The following is a 20,176-nucleotide window of genomic DNA, read 5'->3' on the forward strand; positions in this document are numbered from 1 at the left end:
CCTCGGGGGAGTGCTGAAGCGCATTAGTCCTCGACGTGACCGAATGGGGAGGCGGGGTTGTCGGGCAAGCGGTCTCCCGCGCGCCGGCCGACGATGAAGGACATCGCGCGGCGCGCCGGGGTCTCCGAGAGCGCCGTGTCCTTCGCGCTCAACGACAGGCCAGGGGTCTCGGACGCCACCCGGGCACGGGTACGGCGGGTGGCCGAGCAGCTGGGCTGGCGGCCCAGCACGGCGGCCCGCGCGCTGTCCGGCGAGGGGGCGGCGACGGTCGGCCTCGTGCTGGCGCGGCCCGCGCACACGCTGGGCGTGGACTCCTTCTTCCTCCAACTGGTGTCGGGCATCCAGGTGGTGCTGGCGGAGCGTCATCTCGGGCTGCTGTTCCAGGTCGCCGAGGACGTGGTCGACGAGTGCGCGGTGTACCGGCGCTGGTGGGCCGAGCACCGGGTGGACGGCGTCCTGGTCGTCGACCCGCGCACGGACGACCCCCGGCCCGGCCTCCTCGACGAACTCGGCCTGCCCGCCGTGGTGATCGGCGGCGCGCCAGACGAGCGCCACCCCGGTATGTCCACGGTGTGGGCCGACGACGGGGGCGCCATGGCAGCGGTCGTCGGCGAGCTGCACGCCCTCGGTCACCGGCGTGTCGTCCACATCGCCGGTCTCGCGGGACTCGCGCACACCGACCGCCGGATCCGTACGCTGCGCGCGGAGGCCGGGCGGCGCGGTCTGACCGAGGTGCGGTCGGTGACCACCGACTACTCCGACGCGGAGGGCGCCGCGGTGACCCGCCGGGTGCTGTCCGGCGCCGCTCCCCCGACCGCCCTGATCTACGACAACGACGTGATGGCCGTCGCCGGCGTGGCGGCCGCGGCGGAACTGGGCTTCCGGGTGCCGGGGGATGTCTCGGTCGTGGCCTGGGAGGACTCCGCGCTGTGCCGCATGGTCAAGCCGTGGCTGTCCGCGCTCTCCCGCGACACGGTGGAGTTCGGCCGGACCGCCGCGCAGGAGCTGACGTCGCTGCTGGACGGCGGCCCGGCTCGGACGGTGCAGGTGCCGGTGCCGCGACTGATCGAGCGGGACAGCACGGGCCCCTGCCGGGCGTGAGACCGACGGGGGTGGACGTCACCGAGGACGTCCACCCCCTGGGCCGTCGCAGGGTCGGCTCAGCTCTGCCACTCCACCTTGAACACCCAGACGTGCTCACCGGACTTGCGGGCCGCCGCCGGAACGTCGATCACCAGCGCCCCGTTGCTCACCCGCCAGGTCAGCGGCCGGTGGTGGCCGAGCATGGTCACCTTGTCCCCGGCGCGGATCGGCACCGGCGCCTCGACAATCAGCTTGCTGCCGGGCGCGGTCAGCGAGTGGATGTAGAAGGCGTGGTTCTGCCGGACCGTGAAGCGCAGGTCCTCGCCGAGTTCCGCCATCCGTGACCAGTAGGTCGTGTCGTAGATCGCCTCGCCGTTGGTCCGCAGCCAGCGGCCGGTCTCCCGCAGCCGGGTCTCCATGATCTCGGGGATGGTGCCGTCGGCGCGCGGACCGATGTCGAGCAGGAAGTTGCCGTTCTTCGCGACGATGTCGACGAGGCTTCGGACGACCTCCTCGGCGGTCATGTAGGCGTCGTCCGGGGTGGCCCGGTTCCAGCCGTAGCTACGGGGGTCCAGGCCCCGGCTGGACTCCCACTTGGCGACGACGGTGTTGTCGTACGTCGTGTACTCGGGGGTCGTGAAGTCGTGGAAGCCGATGCCGGAGCGGTCGTTGACGGCGACCTCGTAGGGCTTGGCCCGGTTCTTGCCGTGGTTGAAGTACTCGGCGAGGACGCGCAGGCTGTCGTTGGCGCCGCCGATGTCGCACCACAGCAGGGCCGGGTCGTAGCCGTGGATCAGCTCCAGCATCTGCGCGGCCTGATAGTCCTTCACGTAGTCCTTGCCCGCGGTGTATCCGGTGTACGGAACCGGCTCCAGCGTGTAGGGGTTGCGCGGGGCGTGGCCCATCCACGGGTCGTCCGGGTTGAACCACTCGGGCATCGAGAAGTACAGGCCGCGCCGGAGCTCGGGCGTGTACCGCGCGGAGGCGTCGAACAGTTCGCGGATCAGATCGCGCTTCGGGCCCATCTTCACGGAGTTGCGGTTGGCGAACCGGGTGTCCCACAGGGCGAAGCCCTCATGGTGCTTGGAGGTCAGGACGTGGTACTGCGCCCCCGCGTCCCGGAACAGCTCCACCCAGGCCCGCGGGTCGAACCTCTTCGCCGTGAACATCGGGATGAAGTCGTCGTACGCGAAGTCCTCGCCGTACTTCTGCCGGTGGTAGGCGTGGACCTCGTTGTCCGGGCTCTCCATGTGGTTCCAGTACCACTCGGCGTACTGCTTGCCGACGGGTGACCAGGCCGGCACCGAGTAGACGCCCCAGTGGATGAAGATGCCGAACTTGGCCCGGTGGAACCAGTAGGGCGCCTGGTGACCCGCGAGGGAGTCCTCGGCCGGCCGGTAGTCGGGGACTCCCAGCCCGAGCCTCCCGGTGCCGGCGGCGGCCTGCTGCCCCCGGCCCCTGGCCACGACCCGGCCGTCGCGCGTGGTGCCGGGCGGCGTCCCGGCCCTGTTGCGGATGCCGACGCGGACGCGGGCCTGCTCGCCGGGGTCGAGGCGCCGCACCGCGGCGGGCTGCACGGTCCTGGCGCCGGGCACCTCCACGCTCACGCTGAGCCGGTCGGTGGCGAGGACCGCGACCGTGCCCGCGTTGACGACGGTGGCCTCGACGCTCTGGGCGCCCGAGGACTCCAGCAGTGAGTGCGTCGAGCGGACGTTGCGCAGGGCCAGCGCCCGCCCCTCCACGGCCGGCTGGAGGGAGAGGGCGAACACGTGGAGAGAGGTCTTGCCCTCCTCGGCCGGGTTGGTCGTGGGCAGCGTCAGGGCGACCGCCTCGCGCCGCGGGTCGAGCCACACCTCCGCGGTGCCGATCCCCACCCGGTGCTCGTCCTTGCTGCCGTCCGGCTTGTAGCGGTAACCGGCCGACAACGGACCGCCCGCCGAGTACCAGTCCGCACCGCCGAGCCCGGCGGTGGTGGTGCCGCCGTCCGCGTAGTGCACGGTGGCCCGCCCTGAGGCGCTGCCGTAGCTGCCCGCCGTGAGGAACACGGCGGAGAGGTAGCGCCCCTTGGGGAGGTCGATGCGCTGACCGAGGGCGACGACGTTGTTCCTGGCGCCCTCGGCGGAGGAGGGGAAGGTGAACAGGGTCCCGTCCACCTCGACGGGCCCGGCCGGGAGTTCCTCACCGGGGAAGGTGTAGCCGGACCCGTCGAAGTTCCCACCGCGTGCGGACGCGGTGTCGATGCCGTCGTTGTCCAGGTACGCGTCGAGCGGCACGGGTATCGCGTCGGGGACGGGGACCCACTCGTCCGGCCGGTCACCGGCGGCGCGCGCCTCAGCCGGGGTCGCGAGGGGGAGGCCGGCCGCAACGGCGGCCCCGGCGGCGGCTCCCAGGACCTGACGCCTTGGATACGTGGTCACAAGCGGCTCCAATTCATCGGATGTCTGATGATTGAGCGGCCACGCAGGAGTGTCAACGGGGCGTGCGGTCAAGGAAATTGCGCTATTGATCGGATGACACCGACCCCGCGACCGTAGCGGGCCGACCCGGCGAAGGCGGCTGACCGGCCACCCTGCGCTGTCGCACCGAGCCTGCGAGGATGTCGGGCAGACCACGCACCCGTGGGGCGGCCCGGATCGGAAGGGGAACTGCTGGAGCTGGCACGCCAGTTGGAGGCGGCGCACCCATGGCGGCGGACGGCGCCCGTCGACCGGCCGGCCAGGTCGTCCGCGGCATGACCGGCCGGACCGGCCCTAGAGGGTCCTGTGCATGATGTGCAGGCCGACCCTGCCGTGCTGGGGGTGGTCGAACGCGTCCGGCACCGTGCCCAGGATCGTGAAGCCGAGGGACGCCCACAGCTGGACGGCCGGGTTGGTCTCGACGACCGCGTTGAACACCATGGCACGGTAGCCGTGGACCTTGGCCTGGGTCAGGATGTGCTCGGCGAGGGCCCGGCCGATGCCGCGGCCGGCCTGGTCGGGGTCGACCATGAAGCCGGCGTTGGCGATCCGGGCGGCGGGGCCGCCGTAGTTCGGGGTGAGGTAGGCGGAGCCGATGACGGTCCCGTCGTCGTCCTGGGCGACGTAGACGCGTTTGGCCGGGTTCATCCACAGGGCTCGGGCCGCGTCCTCGGTGGTGTCCGGGTCCCAGGCGTAGGTCTCGGCGGCGGCGACGATGCGGTGCCAGAACGGCCAGATGTGCGGCCAGTCCTCGGCCGCGGCTTCCCTGATCAGCATGGGCGTGAGTCTGGCACGCCCATGCGGTCGGCGATCGCGAAGGCTCCTGCCGGTCAGTCCACGCTGGGCAGGATGTGCGGCTCGGCGAGGTCCTCCTCGTAGCCCGCCAGGCGGATCGGGGCGGACCGGGCCCACACGTCGAGGCTGCCGATCTCGCCTGGCCGGCGGCCCGCGCGCTCCGTGCGTTCCTTGGGGCGCTGTTCGCGATTCGTCTTCTCCGGTGTCACCGCGCACTCCTTAAGTGTCGGGTCACCCGCCGGGGCGCGCCGGCGGCTTGCGGTCCGCTGCCCGACGCCCGTTCGGGTTCTGCCATGTTGCAGTTGGACGCGGTGGCGTCGGTAACTCGCGTGAGAGCACGCCGTTGTGCACCGGCTTGTCCCTGGACGGACGATGGGTGTGGGTGGGGACCCGTTGCTGCTGCCCGTCCGGACCAGATTAACCAAATGAGCGGGGGCATGCTCGATGGGGCTGAAAACTGCGGGTAACGTTCTCGCGTCATCCCGTGCTCGATCAGGCGAACCTTGGGCCATCTGTAACGAAAGGGACCCAGGGTGACTCACCCGGCCGGCCTACCTGGGCGAACAGGCCCGCGACCGGCCCGCCGCGGCGTCACGCAGTTCAGGTCGCGTTGGCCGATTGGCAAGCAGCGTTGCGGGCCCGGAGCCGAAGACACCCCCCGCGGCCCTGGGCCGGAGACGCCAGCGGGCCCGGTCACAGACATCAGCGTAGGCCTGGGGGCAGGCCGCGAGTCGGACACCTCGGCGGCGGGAGCCGGTGGCGGCGGTAGCCGGTGGCTGGGTGCGGGCGGCGGGGGCCGGTGGGATCCTGAGGGTGGGGCCTGTCGGCCGACGCGCCCCGGCAGCAAGGTCGGGACGCCTCGGCAGGCCGCCGTGAGGAAGGTGGCACCCATGAGCGACGTCACTCCGCCCGCGCGCCCCCGGCGCACCCCGGACCTCGGGGGCCTGTCCCGTACGGTCCTGTACTTCGCCCTGGCCGTGAGCGCCCTGCTGGTCGGCGTGGCCGCGCTGCTGATGGGCATCGCCTGGATGGACCTCGTGGAGAACGCCCGCAGTGAGTGGTGAGCGGGCTCACCACTTACCGGGCGCGTAGTCCTTGAGGAAGACGCCGTACAGGTCCTCGCCCGCCTCACCGCGCACCACCGGGTCGTAGACGCGGGCCGCGCCGTCGACCAGGTCGAGCGGGGCGTGGAAGCCGGCCTCGGCCATGCGCAGCTTGTCGTAGTGCGGGCGCTCGTCGGTGATCCAGCCGGTGTCGACCGAGGTCATCAGGATGCCGTCGGTGTCGAACATCTCCTGCGCGCTGGTCCGCGTGACCATGTTCATCGCGGCCTTGGCGGCGTTGGTGTTCGGATGGCCCGCACCCTTGTAGCCACGGCCGAAGACGCCCTCCATCGCGGAGACGTTCACCACGTACGCCCGCCCGCTCGCCGCGCGCCTCGCGGCCTCGGCCATGACCGGCCGGAGCTTGCTGATCAGGATGAACGGCGCCGTGTAGTTGCACAGCTGGGTCTCCAGCAGCTCCACCGGGGAGATCTGCTCGATGGTCTGTACCCAGGTGTTGCTGTCGACGACGTCGGGGACGAGGCCGCCGGCGTCGATGGCGGTGCCGTCGAGGTGCCGGGCGACGCTGGCGTTGCCCGCGACCAGGGCGAGGTCGGCGACCTGCTGCGCGTCGAGGCCGCTGATGCCGACGGGCAGCGCGGCCAGGCCGTCGACGGCGCCGGAGTTGAAGGCACCGATGACGTGGTGGGCGGGCAGCTCACCGGCCGGCAGCGGAGCGCTCTCGCCGTCGACCAGCGCGGCGTAGGCGGACGGCAGGCGGCGCACGGTCTGCGTCGCGTTGTTGATCAGGATGTCGAGGGGGCCCGCCTCGGCGACCTGGTCGGCGAGGGCGACGGCCTGCGCCGGGTCGCGCAGGTCGATGCCGACGACCTCCAGGCGGTGCATCCAGTCCCCCGAGTCGTCCATCGCCTTGAAGCGGCGGATGGCGTCCTTGGGGAAGCGCGTGGTGATCGTCGTGTGCGCACCGTCACGCAGCAGCCGCAGCGCGATGTACATGCCGATCTTGGCGCGGCCACCGGTGAGCAGCGCGCGCTTGCCGCTGAGGTCGGCCCGGACGTCCCGCTTGGCGCGGTTCTGGGCGGCGCAGTCCTGGCAGAGCTGGTGGTAGAAGTAGTCGACCTCGACGTACCGCTGCTTGCAGGTGTAGCAGGAGCGGGGGCGCTGGAGTATCCCCGCGATCTTGCCCTCGGCGGTCCGCGACGAGGGCAGGATGCCCTCGGTCTCGTCGTCGATGCGCTCGGCGGAGCCGGTCGCCGTGGCCTCCGTGACCGCCTTGTCGTGGGCGGTCTTGGCGGCCCGGCGCTCCTGCCGGCGGCGCTGCTTGACGGTGCGGTAGATGTGCGACGTGGCCCGGCGCACCAGGATCGCGTCGGGGTGGTCGACGTCCAGCTTGTCGAGCTCCTCCAGCACGCTCAGGCACACGGCGAGCCGCTCCGGGTCGATGCCGGGCCCGTACACGATCTCGTCCGTGATCGCCGAGCCGTCCTCTGTCACCGTCATCGCCGCTGCCGTTCCTGGATCTGCCGTCGCGGCGCTCCGGTCGCGCCCGCATTCGAACGGCAGATTTTACGGAGCGCCGGGCCGCACCGCCAAACCCGTCATGATCACGGCGCACAGGCCTTGATCAGCGTCTCCAGTTCGTCGGCCACCGCCTGGGCGAACCGATCCAGGTCCGGTACGGCCGCCGCGTCGGCCACGAGCCCGTAGTGGACCCGCCCCCGGTACGTCGAGACGGCGACGGCGAGGGACTGCCCGGCGGCCAGCGGGGCGAAGGGGAACACCTCCGTGAGCGCGTTGCCGCCCAGCTTCAGGCCGAGGCCGGGCAGGGGGACGCTGGTGACCAGGATGTCGAACCAGAGCCGCGCGGCCTGGCTGACCAGCGGCCCGCCGAGCCGGTGGCCCAGCGCCGGGACGTGGTCGGCGAGCAGCGCGACGGCACCCGCGCCCCGGTTGGGGCCGGCGTCCTTGTTGCGGTCCATGGCCGTGCGGACCGTGTCGAGGCGGCCGCGCGGGTCGGGATCGTCGACCGGAAGCCGTATCAAGTACCCCGACAGCCGGTTGCCCTGCGGGTGCGCGGTGCGTGGGCGGCGCTTGGAGACCGGGATCAGGGCGCGCGGAGCGACGCCGTCGCTGCCGTCGCCGCGTTCGTCGAGCCAGCGGCGCAGGGCGCCCGCGACGACGGCGATCAGGACGTCGTTGACGGTGCCGCCGACTGCCTTGCGGACACGGTGCACGTCGTCGAGGTCGAGGACCACGCCGGCGGTACGGCGGGTGCCGGAGGGCTCGGAGGTGAGCGCGGGCGACGAGCGCACCCCGAGGGTGGACAGGGCGACGGAGGCGCCGATGTCGAGGGCGCGGCCCACGTCGGAGAGGGCACCGCGCACCACGTCGGGCAGTTGGCGCACGTCCGGCAGGAGGCGGCGGGGCGGATCCGCCGGGCGGGGGCGGGAGGCATGCAGGTCCGTGGGGTCCAGGATCGCCGCCGCCAGGGTCAGGGCGCGCAGGCCGTCGGCGAGGGCGTGGTGGAACTTGAAGAGCACGGCGAACGACACGCCGTCCGCCCCCGGCAGCACGTGCGCCTCCCACGGCGGCCGGCCGCGTTCCAGCGGACGCTCCATCAGCCGGCCCGCCACCGCGTGGAAGTCGGCCGTCGGGGCATGCAGCCGGACGTGGTCGAGCGGGTCGAAGTCGGGGGCGGGTTCCCGCGCCGCGCCACCGAAGGCCAGCGGGCGCCGCAGGGCCGGCGGCCGCCATACGTTCCGGATCCGCATCCGGAGCCCGGGCACGGCGGCGGCACGCGCGGCGAGCAGGTCGGCGGCGTGGGCACCGGCGGCGGGCGAGTGGGACGCGAAGACACCGAGCGCCCCCAGATGCATGGGGTGCCGGTCCGACTCGATGTTCCAGAACGCCAGGTCGAGGGGAGCGAGCAGGTCGTCAGAAGTCAATGGGTTGCCTCGCGTCGACGACGGGTGGGCCAGCAGTCAATCGCCCACGCGCGATTACGGTCAAGTACGATCAGGCTACGCACAGTTAACAACAGATTAAGTCCCGCTACCCGAGAAAGGGCGTGGGACTCACGGGACGCGTCTGACATAAGAGGTCACGAAGGACGGGCAGGGGCACCACGGAGATGTAGGGAGCGTCACACGAAGACACGGCGCGCGCCACACGAGGACGCTCCGGGCGCCACCACCCCACTCGGACACGGCGGGCGCCGCGCGGAGGGATCCGGGCGTCGTACCCGGCCGCGACACCCCGGGCGCGGGACCGAACAGGCGATCGACCCCGTGCCTCCCTCACGCCCTCGCGCTGCCAAGCTCTCACGCCCTCACGCCCTCACGCCCTCACGGCACCCGCTGCCCCTTCCCCAACGCGATCACCCCGCCCTTGGACACCGTGTACAGCTCCGCGTCCCGCTCCGGGTTCACCCCGATCGTCGCCCCCGGGGGCACCTCGACGTTCTTGTCCAGCACCGCGCCCCGCACCACCGCGCCGCGCCCTATGTGCACGTTGTCGTGGAGGACCGAGCCCTGCACGACCGCCCCCGGGTCGACCACGACGCCCGGCGACAGCACGGACCGGGTGACCTGCCCCCGGATCAGGCAGCCGGAGCTGATGATGGACTCGCCGGCGATGCCGCCGGCGTTGAAGCGGGCCGGTGAGAGCTGGCTGGAGTGGGTGTAGACGGGCCAGCTGCGGTTGTAGAGGTTGAAGGCGGGCCGCTCGGCGATGAGATCCATGTGGGCGTCGTAGTACGCGTCGAGGGTGCCGACGTCCCGCCAGTAGCCCTGGTCGCGGGTGGTCTCGCCGGGCACGTGGTTGTCGCCGAAGTCGTACAGGTGGGCCTCGCCGCGCGCGGTGAGCTGGGGCAGGATCGAACCGCCCATGTCGTGCAGCGAGTTCTTGTCCTCGGCGTCCCGCTGGAGAGCCTCGACGAGCACCTTGGTGGTGAAGATGTAGTTGCCCATCGAGGCGAGGACGCGGTCGGGGTCGTCCGGCAGGCCCGGCGGGTCGGCGGGCTTCTCCAGGAACCGCTCGACGGTGCTGCCGTCCGAGCCCGGGGTGATCACCCCGAAGGAGGGCGACTCCGAGCGCGGCACACGGATGCCTGCCACCGTCACGCCCGCGCCGGAGTCGATGTGCTGGGCGAGCATCTGGCGCGGGTCCATGCGGTAGACGTGGTCGGCGCCGAACACCGCGACGTACTCCGGCTGTTCGTCGTGGATCAGGTTCAGGGACTGCAGGATCGCGTCCGCGCTGCCCAGGAACCAGCGGGGACCGAGGCGCTGCTGGGCCGGGACCGGAGTGACGTAGTTGCCGAGCAGGCTGGACATCCGCCAGGTGGTGGTGATGTGCCGGTCCAGCGAGTGCGACTTGTACTGCGTGAGGACGCAGATGCGCAGGATGTCTCCGTTGACGAGGTTGGACAGGACGAAGTCGACGAGGCGGTACGTGCCGCCGAAGGTCACCGCGGGTTTCGCCCGGTCCGCGGTCAGGGGCATCAGGCGCTTGCCTTCTCCGCCCGCCAGTACGATTCCCAGCACCGAAAGTCCTCCCCCGAGGTCTCGACTCCGCTCGACCAGGGGGTTCCCCCATCGCCGCATCCCGCCGCCCCTCTTACCTGTTGTGCCGCCGTGGTCTGCTCTGTCGACTACCCCGGAAACAGGACGTCCGAGTAGAGACGTGCCGTGCGCCGGGCGACCGTGTCCCACCCGAACTCCCCCACCGCCCGCTCCCGCCCCGCCTCACCCATCCGCCGGGCGCCCTCCGGGTCGCCGAGCACCGCGTCCAGGGCGCGGGCGAGGCCGGGCTCGAAGTCGTCGTCCACCGGTACCAGAAGGCCCGTCTTGCCGTCGGCGACGACCTCCGGGATGCCGCCGACCTGGGAGGCGACGACGGCCGTGCCGCAGGCCATCGCCTCCAGGTTGACGATGCCCAGGGGCTCGTACACCGAAGGGCAGACGAAGACCGCCGCGTGGGTGAGGAGTTGGATCACCTCGGGGCGGGGCAGCATGCGGCGGATCCAGTGCACGCCGTCGCGGATCCGGCTCAGCTCCCGGTACAGCTCGCGGAACTCCTGGTCGATCTCGGGGGTGTCGGGCGCGCCCGCGCACAGCACGACCTGCGCCGACGGGTCTATGTCGCGCACCGCGCGCAACAGGTGGGGCACGCCCTTCTGCCGGGTGATGCGGCCGACGAACAGCACGTAGGGGCGGTCCGGGTCGACGCCGAGGCGGCGCAGGACGTCGGTGGCCGGGTCCGGCCGGTACATCCCGGTGTCGATGCCGTTGTGCACGACGTGGACGCGGGCCGGGTCCAGCGCCGGATAGCAGGCGAGGATGTCCTCGCGCATCGCTCCCGAGACGGCGACGACCGCGTCGGCGGCCTCGATCGCGGTGCGCTCGGCCCAGCTCGACAGGGCGTAACCGCCGCCGAGTTGCTCGGCCTTCCACGGCCGCAGCGGCTCCAGGGAATGGGCGGTCACCACGTGCGGGATGCCGTACAGGAGTTTGGCGAGGTGGCCGGCGAGATTGGCGTACCAGGTGTGCGAGTGGACGAGTTCGCGGCCCTGGAGGGCGGCGGCCATCGACAGGTCCACGGAGAAGGTGCGCAGGGCGTCGTTGGCGCTGTCGAGGGTGGGCCAGGAGCGGTGGCGGACCACGCCCTCGCTGCGGCCCTCGCCCCAGCAGTGCACGTCTAGGTCGACCAGGGGCCGCAACTCCCGGGCGAGGAACTCGACATGGACGCCCGCTCCGCCGTACACGTCAGGCGGGTACTCCCGGGTCAGCAGTCCCACTCGCACCCGGAACCCCCTGTCTCAGCGGCTGGTGCCTTCATGGTCACCCAGATGCGTCGCGGGCGGAAGACCACGGGATGGCCGCCCGGTCAAGCCGTGGGCGCCCGGGTGAAACAGCAGTCGCCGCAGACGCCGCCGCCCGGCACCCGGTAGTACAGGCAGCAGCTGCGGCGTCGGAAGGCCGTGCCGGTGAGGGTGCCGGAGTCGCGCAGGAGGGGGTGCGCGAAGAGCCCGTCGGTCAGCGCGCGGGCCCGGGCCGCGGTGTCCGTACGGCCGTGTGCGCGCGCCCAGCGGTCCAGTTCGCGGGCGGCGCCCGCGAGCGCGGACGCGGCGTTGCCCCACAGCAGGCCTTCCGGGAGCCGGTGACGGGCGCGCAGGGCGGCCGCCAGAGGTTCGAGGTGCCCGTGCAGCACGACGTCGACGAGGGTCGCGGCGTCGCCCGGCAGCGGGCGCACCTCGGTGAGCCACAGGTCGTCGGGGGCACCGGCGTCGGCGTCCCAGCGCAGCAGCCGTGGGGCTAGGTCGGGGATCCGGCCGTACAGAGCGGCGCAGCCCAGGGCGGCCGACCAGAGCCGGGCCGCGAGCCCCAGGTGGGCCACGGAGGCGGCGATCCGGGGCTGCGGGGCGCGCAGGGCCGTCGCCACCTTCCGGACACGGAGGTCCAGGGGATCGGGGAAGCCCGGGGAATCGAGGAGGTCCAGGGACTCGGGGAAGTCTAGAGCCCCGGGGCGGACGTCCGACGTCGTACCGTCGTACGTCTGCGCGAGGGTCGGCAGCGGTCCGGCCGGGTCCCGGGGGCCGTCCACGACCGTGCGCAGGACGAAGAAGCCGCCGAGCGGTCGCAGTGCGGTGAGAGCGGGGTCGAGTTCCACGAGGAGCAGTAGTACCAAGGCCCCTAGGGGCCGAACCCCAGGAATGTACCTCCCTCGTAGCCCACCCTGGGGATGACGTGCGGCTGGTCGTACTCCATCGGCAGTAGGTCTCATTGCGTGCTCAGGTACGACGACGGGAACAGCGCGACAAGGCATCGTGTTGCCTATGAGAACCGACCGTTCGCCGCGCCGGGCCCAGCGCCTGCGCCGCCCGCAGAGGAGCAGGCCATGAGCGCCCTCGCGCTTTCCGTGCTGCTGTCGCTCGTCTCCGCCGTGGCGTACGCGGGCGGGGCGATCGTCCAGGAGCGCGTGGCGGAGGCGGACGGGCAGTACGCGCCGCTGCGCAGGCCCGGCTGGTGGGCCGCGGTCGCGCTGAACGGTCTGGGCGGCCTGCTGCATGTCGCGGCCCTGGCCTACGGCCCGCTGAGCGTGGTGCAACCGCTGGGGGCGCTCACCATCGTGTTCGCGCTGCCCATGGCGGCGCTGTTCGTGGGACGCAGGGCCGGGTCGACTGCCTGGCGGGGCGCCGTCATGGCGACCGTCGGCCTCGCGGGCCTGCTGTCGCTCGTCGGCTCCTCCGGCTCGCGGTCCCTTGACGGGGCACAGCAGACGGGCGTGTTCGTGGTGACCGCCGGTGTGGTCGCCGCGCTGATGGCCGTGGGCCGTGCGGCGCACCGGCATCCGGCGGTGCGTGCGATGGTGCTCGCCACGGCGTCCGGCATAGCGTTCGGCATGTCCTCGGTGTTCACGAAGTCCGTCGCGGTCGACTGGACCGGTGGTCGGACCTCGGCGCTGCTGCCCTCCCTGGCCGCGATCGGCGTGTTCGCCGTGGCCGGTCTGCTGCTGTCCCAAGCCGCCTACCGCGGCGCCGGACTCACGGCCCCGCTGGCCACGCTGACCGTCGTGAACCCCGTCGTGGCCGCCGCGGTGGGCATCACCATGTTCGGCGAGTCCTTCAGGTACGGCACCACGGGCACCCTGCTCGCCCTGGGCTGCGGCGTGGTGGCGGCGGGCGGACTGATCCTCCTGACGGCGGAGCGTGTCGAGCGCGCCGGGACCGGGACGCCGCTGCCCGTGCCGGACGTCGTCACCACCGGCAAGCCGGCCGCCGCGACCCTGCCCGACAGCGTTTTCCTCCCCAGCCCGCTCGCGGACGGCGAGTACACCAGGGACGCGCGCACGACCTCCGCGGACCCCTCCGGTGCCTACGACGACGGCGTGTACGACAACGCCGCGCCGGCCGTCGCCTCGGACGCCACGCCGCAGTACCACGCGCTGTACGGCGCGCCCTACGTCCCCTTCCCGGCCCTGGAGCGCAGTCGCGTCCGGGTCAGATCCTGACCCCCCCGGCCCGCAGGTACGCCAGCGGGTCGACGTCGGAGCCGAAACCGGGCCCGGTCCGCACCTCGAAGTGCAGATGCGGGCCCGTGCTGTTGCCGGTGGATCCGACCCGGCCGATGCGCTGGCCGGCGCCCACCGACTGCCCGGCCTTGACGGAGATGGCCGACAGGTGCGCGTACTGGCTGTACCGGCCGTCGGAGTGCCGGATCACGACCTGGTAGCCGAAGGAGCCGCCCCAGCCGGCGTCGACGACCCGGCCCGCCCCGACCGCCTTCACGGTGGCCCCGGTGGGGGCGGGGAAGTCGACACCCGTGTGATAGCCCTTGGACCAGCTGGAGCCCGTCGCGCGGTAGGCCGTGCCCAGAGGGCCGCTGACCGGGGCGACGCGGGAGTCGCCGCGCTGGTCGCCGCCGCCGTCGTCGGCGGGAGCGGAGGTCTTCGGCGGGGACTTCGGTGCCGCCTTGGGCGGGGCCTTGGGCGCCTTGGGGGTCTGCCGCGTCGTGCTCGGGGCGGCCGGCGCGGTCGAAGTGCCCGTGGCCTTGGCGCGCAGGTTCAGTCGCTGGCCCGGAAGGATCAGGTCGGGATCCGCCCCGATGGTCTTGCGGTTGCCGGCGTACAGGCGCTGCCAGCCGCCCCGGACGTCACGCTCGTCGGCGATGGTCGAGAGTGTGTCGCCGCGGACGACGGTGTACATCTCGGCGGTCCCGGCGCGCGACTGGGGCGTGGTCTGCGGCTGGACGTCCGCCGTCGTGGACTTCGGGGTACGCGTCGTGGTGCCGGCGGGTCTGATGTCCGGGCTCTCCCGGGTCAGCCCGGCGCGCTGCGAGCACACCGGCCAGGCGCCGGGCCCCTGCCCGTCGAGCACCTTCTCGGCGACGGCGATCTGCTGGTCCTTGGTGGCCAGGTCCGCGCGGCCCGCGTACGCCGTGCCGCCGTAGGCCTCCCAGGTGGACTGGCTGAACTGCAGTCCTCCGTAGTACCCGTTGCCGGTGTTGATGTTCCAGTCGTTGGTCGACTCGCAGGCGGCGACCTTGTCCCAGGTGGCCACGTCGGCCGCGTGCGCCGCTCCGGTGCCGACGAACGGGAGGGCCATGCCGGCGCCGCCCGCCGTGACGGTGAGCGAGGCGCGGTTGATCCTGTTCGGCTGATACCGGCGGTGCCGGCCGCGTACGGCCATGGAGAGCCCCCTCGACAAGCGTCAGGAGGGCCAAAAGTATGCGCCGCGAACAGGCCATGACAAGACGGCAATCGGCCGCCTGGAAGTGCCAAGTGGCGCGGATCGCACCCCCGTTGCCGGAGTGACCCGGCGCGCGCTGAGGCGCCCGGGCCCTTCCGTACGTACTGAGCCCCGTCGGGTCAGGACATGCGGTCGGCGTAGCGGCACGTCAGGATGGCCGAGGGACGATACTGACGGCACGACGACGGACCAATGGTCGGCAGCACCGGATCAGACGACCGCACGGCACACGGCTTACAGCACACGGCACGAATACATACAGACGTACATATCCGGATCGGCACCACCGATACACGATCTACGGGGTCCCCGGATCCCATGAGGAGCAGGCGGTATGAGCACTTCAGCCCAGATCGGCGTCACGGGTCTCGCGGTCATGGGCCGCAACCTCGCCCGCAACTTCGCGCGCAACGGCTACACGGTCGCGTTGCACAACAGGACCGTGTCGCGGACGCACGCGCTGGTGGAGGAGTTCGGGAGCGAGGGCGAGTTCATCGCGGCCGAGACCGCCAAGGACTTCGTCGCGGCACTGGAACGTCCGCGTCGCCTGGTCATCATGGTCAAGGCCGGTGAGCCGACGGACGCGGTGATCCAGGAGTTCGCCCCGCTCCTGGAGCCCGGCGACATGATCATCGACGGCGGCAACGCGCACTTCGCGGACACCCGGCGCCGTGAGCGCGAGCTGCGTGAGCAGGGCATCCACTTCGTCGGCACGGGCATCTCCGGCGGCGAGGAGGGCGCCCTGCACGGGCCGAGCATCATGCCGGGCGGCTCGAAGGAGTCGTACGGGTCGCTGGGCCCGATGCTGGAGAAGATCTCGGCGAAGGCGGACGACGGGGCGCCCTGTGTGACGCACGTGGGTCCGGACGGCGCCGGGCACTTCGTGAAGATGGTGCACAACGGCATCGAGTACGCCGACATGCAGCTGATCGGCGAGGCGTACCAGCTGCTCCGCGATGTCGCCGGGTACTCGCCGGCGGAGATCGCGGAGATCTTCCGCACCTGGAACACGGGCCGGCTGGACTCGTACCTGATCGAGATCACCGCCGAGGTGCTGTCGCACGTGGACGAGGCGACGGGCAAGCCGTTCGTGGACGTGGTGGTGGACCAGGCGGAGCAGAAGGGCACCGGCCGCTGGACCGTCCAGATCGCGCTGGACCTGGGCGTTCCGGTGTCCGGGATCGCCGAGGCGGTCTTCGCGCGCTCGCTGTCCGGGCACGCGGCCCTGCGGGAGGCCTCGCGGGGGCTGGCGGGTCCGAAGGCCGCGCCGCTGAGCAAGGAGGAGGCCGGGGCGTTCGCGGACCGGGTCGAGCAGGCGCTGTACGCGTCGAAGATCGTGTCGTACACCCAGGGGTTCCACGAGATCGCCGCGGGCAGCGAGGAATACGACTGGGACATCGACCTCGGGCGGGTCGCCTCGATCTGGCGTGGCGGCTGCATCATCCGCGCGGCCTTCCTGGACCGGATCCGTGCCGCGTACGACGCGCGGGCCGACCTGCCGAGCCTGCTGTCCGACGAGACGTTCGCGCGGGAGATCGCCGAGGCGCAGGACGACTGGCGTGAGGTGCTGGTCGCCGCGACACGGCAGGGTGTGCCGGCGCCGGGGTTCGGGGCGGCGCTGGCGTACTACGACGCGCTGCGTGCCGAGCGGTTGCCCGCGGCGCTCACGCAGGGACAGCGGGACTTCTTCGGGGCGCACACGTACCGGCGGACCGACCGGGACGGCGCGTTCCACACGCTGTGGGGCGGCGACCGGTCGGAGGTGTCCGCCTAGGAGGCGGGCGGTTCGGTCGTTGCGCGGGTGCGGGCGGGCGGGGCTGGTGACGCAGTTCCCCGCGCCCCCTCCGCGGTGTTGCGGTGGGCGGCGTCGACACACCGCCCACCGTCGCTGTTCAGGACAGGGGCGGGCCGGGTTCCGGGCTCGGGACCGGTTCGGGGCCCGGGGGGATGGGGGACGGGCTCGGGTCCGGGGCCGGGTGGGGGGCCGGAGGTGGCTCCGGGGCAGGCGGCGGTGGAGGAGCCGGGGCCGGGGGAGGTTCGGGCGGCGGCACGGGGTGGGGCTGCGGGCCTGGCGGCGGCGGTACCGGATCTGGCGGCGGTGGTACCGGATCGGGCTGCGGGCTGGTCATGATGTCCTCCGGCCAGTGGGTGGGCGTCGGCTCTGGACTACTCCCCCGCGTACCCGGCGCCCCGCGCCGCCAGTCACCCGCTGGAGTCACTTCGTGGCCGAGGCGGCCTCTCCCGGCCGTCCGGCGCGCCGACCGCACCCGCCCCCGCCGCCGGTCCTGGCCAGGGGCTGGACAGCACCGGCACGGTGGCCGCCCTCAGCCGTTGGGCTGGTGGCATGGAGCCTGCGCGAGGACGATCGCGTCGGCGCCGGTGACCGTGCCCGCGTGGTCCTCGGCGCGCAGGGCCTCGAAGACCGGGAAGTGCGGGGGCGAGGTGTGCGGCAGCGACGGCACGCTCAGAAGCGTCCGGGATGCGCCGCCAGCCACGCCTCCGCGGCGTCCAGCAGCTCGGGGTCGGCGGCGGGGGCCTCGTCCGGGTGGCGCTCGGCCCACTTGACGACGTACGGGCAGAGCGGGGCGACGGGGATGCCCTCGCGGGCGGCGACGGCGTACAGCTCGCGCGCCAGGGCGCCCGCGATGCCCTTCCCCTCGTGGGCCGGTTCGACGATGGTGTGCACCGGCACGAGGGCGCGCCTCGGGGCGTCGAGCACGAAGTACTCGACACGGCCGGTGACCTCGCCGTCCCCGACGGCCTCCAGGCGGCCCGCCGCCCGGTCGTCGCGGATCTCGGTCTCGCTCATGGGCACTCCTCTTCGACGGTCCACACCCTGACGGCCTGCGGGCTGCGCTCCTGGTCGGAACTCGGGGCGTCGGCGCCCGCGCCTCGAAGTCCGTCACTTGAGCGTAACCGACGATGATCACAAGGCCCCCGTTGGACCAGGTGGGCCGCCGCTTTGCACGGCCCCCGCCGACGCGGACGCTCCCTCGGTCGGCCCTTGTACCGAGGGTGCGTGCGGTCAGGTGTGCGGCCGGGCGTGCGGTGTCACGCCGTGGAACAGGCGAATTCGGCCTCGTCCGGCCGGTCCAGCATCACGATGGTGGCCAGGCGGCGGTCCGCCGACCAGTCGGGGTGGCGCACGAGTTCCGGGGTGGCGCCGACGATGACGGTGAGCGGGATCATGTCGGGAAGCCGGGCCAGCAGACCGACGAGTTCCCTGGCGGGCTGGTCCGCGAGGTGCGGGTCGTCGACGATCAGGACCAGCGGGCCGTCCTGCGCGGCGGCCTCCAGGAAATACCGCCAGACGTCCATCCACTCCTGGGCGGTCAGCCACTCCGTGGTGCGGTTCACGCTCTCGAACAGAGAAGTGCAGCGGGCCACCAGCCAGTTGGAGCAGCTCTCGGCGGCCGCGAGGCGGTCGACGATGGTGCTGGTCTTCCTGCGGACCGCCCAGGGCGGGTCCGCCTGTCTCGACACCCAACTGCCGTCGGTGACCGAGGCCGTGCGGGCGGTGCTGGGACAGCCGGCGACCGTGTGACGCCCGGGCGGAGCACTGCCGCGCGACGCGATCGTGAACGGGCGCCCGCACACCTTCACCCCTATGCCGTCACCTCGGCCGCCTCCGCCACCTCTCCCGCCCGCTCCTCGAACTGCGTCCGGTACAGCTCCGCGTAGCGTCCGCCTGCCGCCAGCAGCCCGTCGTGCGTGCCCCGTTCGACGACACGGCCGTCTTCCAGGACGAGGATCAGGTCGGCGTTGCGCACGGTGGACAGGCGGTGGGCGATGACGAGGGCGGTGCGGCCCTGGAGGGCCTCGGTGAGGGCCTCCTGAACGGCCGCCTCCGAGGTGTTGTCGAGGTGGGCCGTGGCCTCGTCGAGGATGACCACCCGCTGGCGGGCGAGGAGGAGACGGGCGATGGTCATGCGCTGGCGTTCGCCGCCGGAGAGGCGGTAGCCGCGTTCGCCGACCACGGTGTCGAGGCCGTCGGGGAGGGCGTGGACGAGGGTTTCCAGGCGGGCCCGGCGCAGGGCGTCCCACAGTTCGCCGTCGCTCGCCGTGGGGCGGGCCAGCAGCAGGTTGGCCCGGACCGTGTCGTGGAACAGGTGGCCGTCCTGGGTGACCATGCCGACGGTGGCGCGCAGGGAGCCGGCGGTCAGGTCGCGGACGTCGACGCCGCCGACGCGGACGGCGCCTCCGTCGACGTCGTAGAGGCGCGGCAGCAGTTGCGCGATCGTCGACTTGCCGGCCCCGGAGGAGCCGACGAGGGCGACGGTGCGGCCGGGGTCGGCGCGGAAGGAGACGCCGTGCAGGACCTCGGCGCCGCCCCGGCTGTCGAGGGCGGCCACCTCCTCCAGGGAGGCGAGGGAGACCTTGTCGGCGGAGGGGTAGCCGAACCGGACGTCCTCGAACTCGACGGACACCGGCCCGTGGGGCACCTCGACGGCGTCCGGCTTGTCCTCGATGAGCGGCGTGAGGTCGAGCACCTCGAAGACCCGCTCGAAGCTGACGAGGGCGCTCATCACCTCGACGCGCGCCCCGGCGAGCGCCGTGAGAGGCGCGTACAGACGCGTCAGCAGCAGGGCGAGGGCCACCACGGCGCCGGGTTCCATGCTGCCACGCAGGGCGAACCAGCCGCCGAGGCCGTAGACCAGGGCCAGGGCGAGCGCCGACACCAGGGTCAGCGCGGTGATGAACGCGGACTGCGCGGTCGCCGTACGGATGCCGATGTCCGCGACCCGGCGGGCCCGGACCGCGAACTCCGCCGACTCCTCCTCCGGCCGGCCGAAGAGCTTGACGAGGGTGGCGCCGGGCGCGGAGAAGCGCTCGGTCATCCGGGTGCCCATCGCCGCGTTCAGCGTCGCCGCCTCCCGCTGCATCCCGGCCATCCGGCTGCCCATCCGCCGCGCCGGGATCACGAAGACCGGCAGCAGCACCAGCGCGAGCAGGGTGACTTGCCAGGACAGGGTGAGCATGACGGCGAGGGTGAGCACCAGCGTGACGAGGTTGCTGACCACGCCGGACAGCGTGTTGCTGAACGCCCGCTGGGCGCCGATCACGTCGTTGTTGAGCCGGCTGACGAGCGCCCCGGTGCGGGTCCGGGTGAAGAACGCGACCGGCATGCGCTGCACATGGTCGAAGACCGCCCTGCGCAGATCGAGGATGAGGCCCTCCCCCAGCGCCGCCGAGAGCCTGCGCGCCAGGATGCCCAGGGCCGCCTCCACCACTGCGATGAGCGCGATCAGCAGTGCGAGCCGTACGACGGTGCGCTCGTCGCCGTCGGTCACGATCGCGTCGACGACCTGCCCGGCGAGGATCGGGGTCGCGACGGCGAGCAGTGCGGTCGCGACCCCGAGCAGTACGAACAGCACGATCCGTGGGCGGTGCGGGCGGGCGAACGCGGCGATCCGGCGCAGCGTGGCGCGGGCGAAGGCGCGGCGTTCCTCTGTGGCGTTCATGACGCTGTACAGCTGCGTCCACGCCGTGGTCTCCATGCTCATGCGACGAACCTAGAACCTGGACCAAAC

18 protein-coding genes are annotated in these 20,176 nt (G+C 72.5%); 5 read left to right on the top strand and 13 right to left on the bottom strand.

Annotation, left to right across the window (positions count from 1 at the left end; genetic code table 11):
- Positions 1–57: 57 nt before the first annotated feature.
- Entirely contained in the window at positions 58–1,101 is a 1,044-nt protein-coding gene (locus tag AB0O67_RS07540) for a LacI family DNA-binding transcriptional regulator (RefSeq protein ID WP_365447210.1), read from the top strand.
- A gap of 59 nt (positions 1,102–1,160) precedes the next feature.
- On the opposite strand, the gene AB0O67_RS07545 is transcribed toward AB0O67_RS07540, so the two are convergent.
- The 3 genes from AB0O67_RS07545 to AB0O67_RS07555 all read right to left on the bottom strand — a co-directional run bounded on the left by AB0O67_RS07545 (position 1,161) and on the right by AB0O67_RS07555 (position 4,543).
- Positions 1,161–3,500 carry an alpha-L-fucosidase gene (locus AB0O67_RS07545; RefSeq protein WP_365447212.1) on the bottom strand — a complete coding sequence of 780 codons (2,340 nt, stop codon included), beginning with the start codon at positions 3,498–3,500 and terminating at the stop codon, positions 1,161–1,163.
- Positions 3,501–3,833: 333 nt separating this feature from the next.
- Entirely contained in the window at positions 3,834–4,316 is a 483-nt protein-coding gene (locus AB0O67_RS07550; RefSeq protein WP_365447214.1) for a GNAT family N-acetyltransferase, read from the bottom strand.
- 53 nt (positions 4,317–4,369) lie between these two features.
- Positions 4,370–4,543, bottom strand: coding sequence for a hypothetical protein (locus AB0O67_RS07555; protein WP_103782545.1), 174 nt, complete (start codon positions 4,541–4,543; stop codon positions 4,370–4,372).
- A gap of 681 nt (positions 4,544–5,224) precedes the next feature.
- On the opposite strand from AB0O67_RS07555, the gene AB0O67_RS07560 reads away from it, so the two are divergent.
- Complete coding sequence (locus AB0O67_RS07560) at positions 5,225–5,398, top strand: hypothetical protein (protein WP_365447216.1); 174 nt, start codon at positions 5,225–5,227, stop codon at positions 5,396–5,398.
- 6 nt (positions 5,399–5,404) lie between these two features.
- Here AB0O67_RS07560 and AB0O67_RS07565 read toward each other — a convergent pair whose 3' ends face one another.
- From AB0O67_RS07565 to AB0O67_RS07585, 5 genes are all read right to left on the bottom strand, one after another.
- Positions 5,405–6,898 carry an SDR family NAD(P)-dependent oxidoreductase gene (locus AB0O67_RS07565; RefSeq protein ID WP_365447218.1) on the bottom strand — a complete coding sequence of 498 codons (1,494 nt, stop codon included), beginning with the start codon at positions 6,896–6,898 and terminating at the stop codon, positions 5,405–5,407.
- Positions 6,899–7,002: 104 nt separating this feature from the next.
- Positions 7,003–8,343 carry a wax ester/triacylglycerol synthase family O-acyltransferase gene (locus tag AB0O67_RS07570; protein WP_365447220.1) on the bottom strand — a complete coding sequence of 447 codons (1,341 nt, stop codon included), beginning with the start codon at positions 8,341–8,343 and terminating at the stop codon, positions 7,003–7,005.
- A 399-nt stretch (positions 8,344–8,742) separates the two neighbouring features.
- On the bottom strand, positions 8,743–9,942 hold the full coding sequence (gene glgC, locus AB0O67_RS07575) for a glucose-1-phosphate adenylyltransferase (RefSeq protein ID WP_365447222.1): 1,200 nt from the start codon (positions 9,940–9,942) through the stop codon (positions 8,743–8,745).
- Positions 9,943–10,049: 107 nt separating this feature from the next.
- Positions 10,050–11,201, bottom strand: a complete 1,152-nt coding sequence (glgA, locus tag AB0O67_RS07580; RefSeq protein ID WP_365447224.1) for a glycogen synthase — start codon at positions 11,199–11,201, stop codon at positions 10,050–10,052.
- 83 nt (positions 11,202–11,284) lie between these two features.
- A complete protein-coding gene (locus AB0O67_RS07585) occupies positions 11,285–12,085 on the bottom strand; it encodes a (2Fe-2S)-binding protein (protein ID WP_365447226.1) in 801 nt (266 codons plus the stop codon).
- A gap of 210 nt (positions 12,086–12,295) precedes the next feature.
- On the opposite strand from AB0O67_RS07585, the gene AB0O67_RS07590 reads away from it, so the two are divergent.
- The gene (locus AB0O67_RS07590; protein WP_365447228.1) at positions 12,296–13,408 is read left to right on the top strand and encodes a DMT family transporter; all 1,113 of its coding nucleotides are present in this window, start codon (positions 12,296–12,298) and stop codon (positions 13,406–13,408) included.
- Here AB0O67_RS07590 and AB0O67_RS07595 read toward each other — a convergent pair.
- On the bottom strand, positions 13,398–14,585 hold the full coding sequence (locus AB0O67_RS07595; protein ID WP_365447230.1) for a transglycosylase family protein: 1,188 nt from the start codon (positions 14,583–14,585) through the stop codon (positions 13,398–13,400). The two genes, AB0O67_RS07590 and AB0O67_RS07595, sit on opposite strands and share 11 nt — an antisense overlap.
- A gap of 394 nt (positions 14,586–14,979) precedes the next feature.
- Between AB0O67_RS07595 and gndA the strand changes: the two genes are divergently transcribed.
- A complete protein-coding gene (gene gndA, locus AB0O67_RS07600) occupies positions 14,980–16,419 on the top strand; it encodes an NADP-dependent phosphogluconate dehydrogenase (RefSeq protein ID WP_365447232.1) in 1,440 nt (479 codons plus the stop codon).
- Positions 16,420–16,969: 550 nt separating this feature from the next.
- On the opposite strand, the gene AB0O67_RS07605 is transcribed toward gndA, so the two are convergent.
- The 3 genes from AB0O67_RS07605 to AB0O67_RS07615 form a co-directional block, all read right to left on the bottom strand.
- Positions 16,970–17,107 (bottom strand): hypothetical protein, encoded by a 138-nt coding sequence (locus AB0O67_RS07605; RefSeq protein ID WP_365447234.1) that lies wholly within the window; start codon positions 17,105–17,107, stop codon positions 16,970–16,972.
- Positions 17,108–17,109: 2 nt separating this feature from the next.
- Entirely contained in the window at positions 17,110–17,454 is a 345-nt protein-coding gene (locus tag AB0O67_RS07610; RefSeq protein WP_365447236.1) for a GNAT family N-acetyltransferase, read from the bottom strand.
- A gap of 242 nt (positions 17,455–17,696) precedes the next feature.
- Positions 17,697–18,002 carry a hypothetical protein gene (locus AB0O67_RS07615; protein WP_365447238.1) on the bottom strand — a complete coding sequence of 102 codons (306 nt, stop codon included), beginning with the start codon at positions 18,000–18,002 and terminating at the stop codon, positions 17,697–17,699.
- 16 nt (positions 18,003–18,018) lie between these two features.
- On the opposite strand from AB0O67_RS07615, the gene AB0O67_RS07620 reads away from it, so the two are divergent.
- Positions 18,019–18,189 (top strand): hypothetical protein, encoded by a 171-nt coding sequence (locus AB0O67_RS07620; protein ID WP_365447240.1) that lies wholly within the window; start codon positions 18,019–18,021, stop codon positions 18,187–18,189.
- Between the two features lie 61 nt (positions 18,190–18,250).
- Here the strand turns inward: AB0O67_RS07620 and AB0O67_RS07625 are convergent, their stop codons facing one another.
- Complete coding sequence (locus AB0O67_RS07625) at positions 18,251–20,149, bottom strand: ABC transporter ATP-binding protein (protein ID WP_365447242.1); 1,899 nt, start codon at positions 20,147–20,149, stop codon at positions 18,251–18,253.
- Positions 20,150–20,176 lie beyond the last annotated feature (27 nt).

The sequence above is a fragment of the Streptomyces sp. NPDC086077 genome (assembly GCF_040686175.1).
Lineage (GTDB): Bacteria > Actinomycetota > Actinomycetes > Streptomycetales > Streptomycetaceae > Streptomyces.

Coding starts and splice junctions, on each gene's coding strand:
- AB0O67_RS07590 (WP_365447228.1), top strand. CDS start 12,296: ATGAGCGCCCTCGCGCTTTCCGTGCTGCTGTCGCTCGTCTCCGCCGTG.
- AB0O67_RS07550 (WP_365447214.1), bottom strand. CDS start 4,316: ATGCTGATCAGGGAAGCCGCGGCCGAGGACTGGCCGCACATCTGGCCG.
- AB0O67_RS07560 (WP_365447216.1), top strand. CDS start 5,225: ATGAGCGACGTCACTCCGCCCGCGCGCCCCCGGCGCACCCCGGACCTC.
- AB0O67_RS07625 (WP_365447242.1), bottom strand. CDS start 20,149: ATGAGCATGGAGACCACGGCGTGGACGCAGCTGTACAGCGTCATGAAC.
- gndA (WP_365447232.1), top strand. CDS start 14,980: ATGAGCACTTCAGCCCAGATCGGCGTCACGGGTCTCGCGGTCATGGGC.
- AB0O67_RS07565 (WP_365447218.1), bottom strand. CDS start 6,898: ATGACGGTGACAGAGGACGGCTCGGCGATCACGGACGAGATCGTGTAC.
- AB0O67_RS07595 (WP_365447230.1), bottom strand. CDS start 14,585: ATGGCCGTACGCGGCCGGCACCGCCGGTATCAGCCGAACAGGATCAAC.
- AB0O67_RS07610 (WP_365447236.1), bottom strand. CDS start 17,454: ATGAGCGAGACCGAGATCCGCGACGACCGGGCGGCGGGCCGCCTGGAG.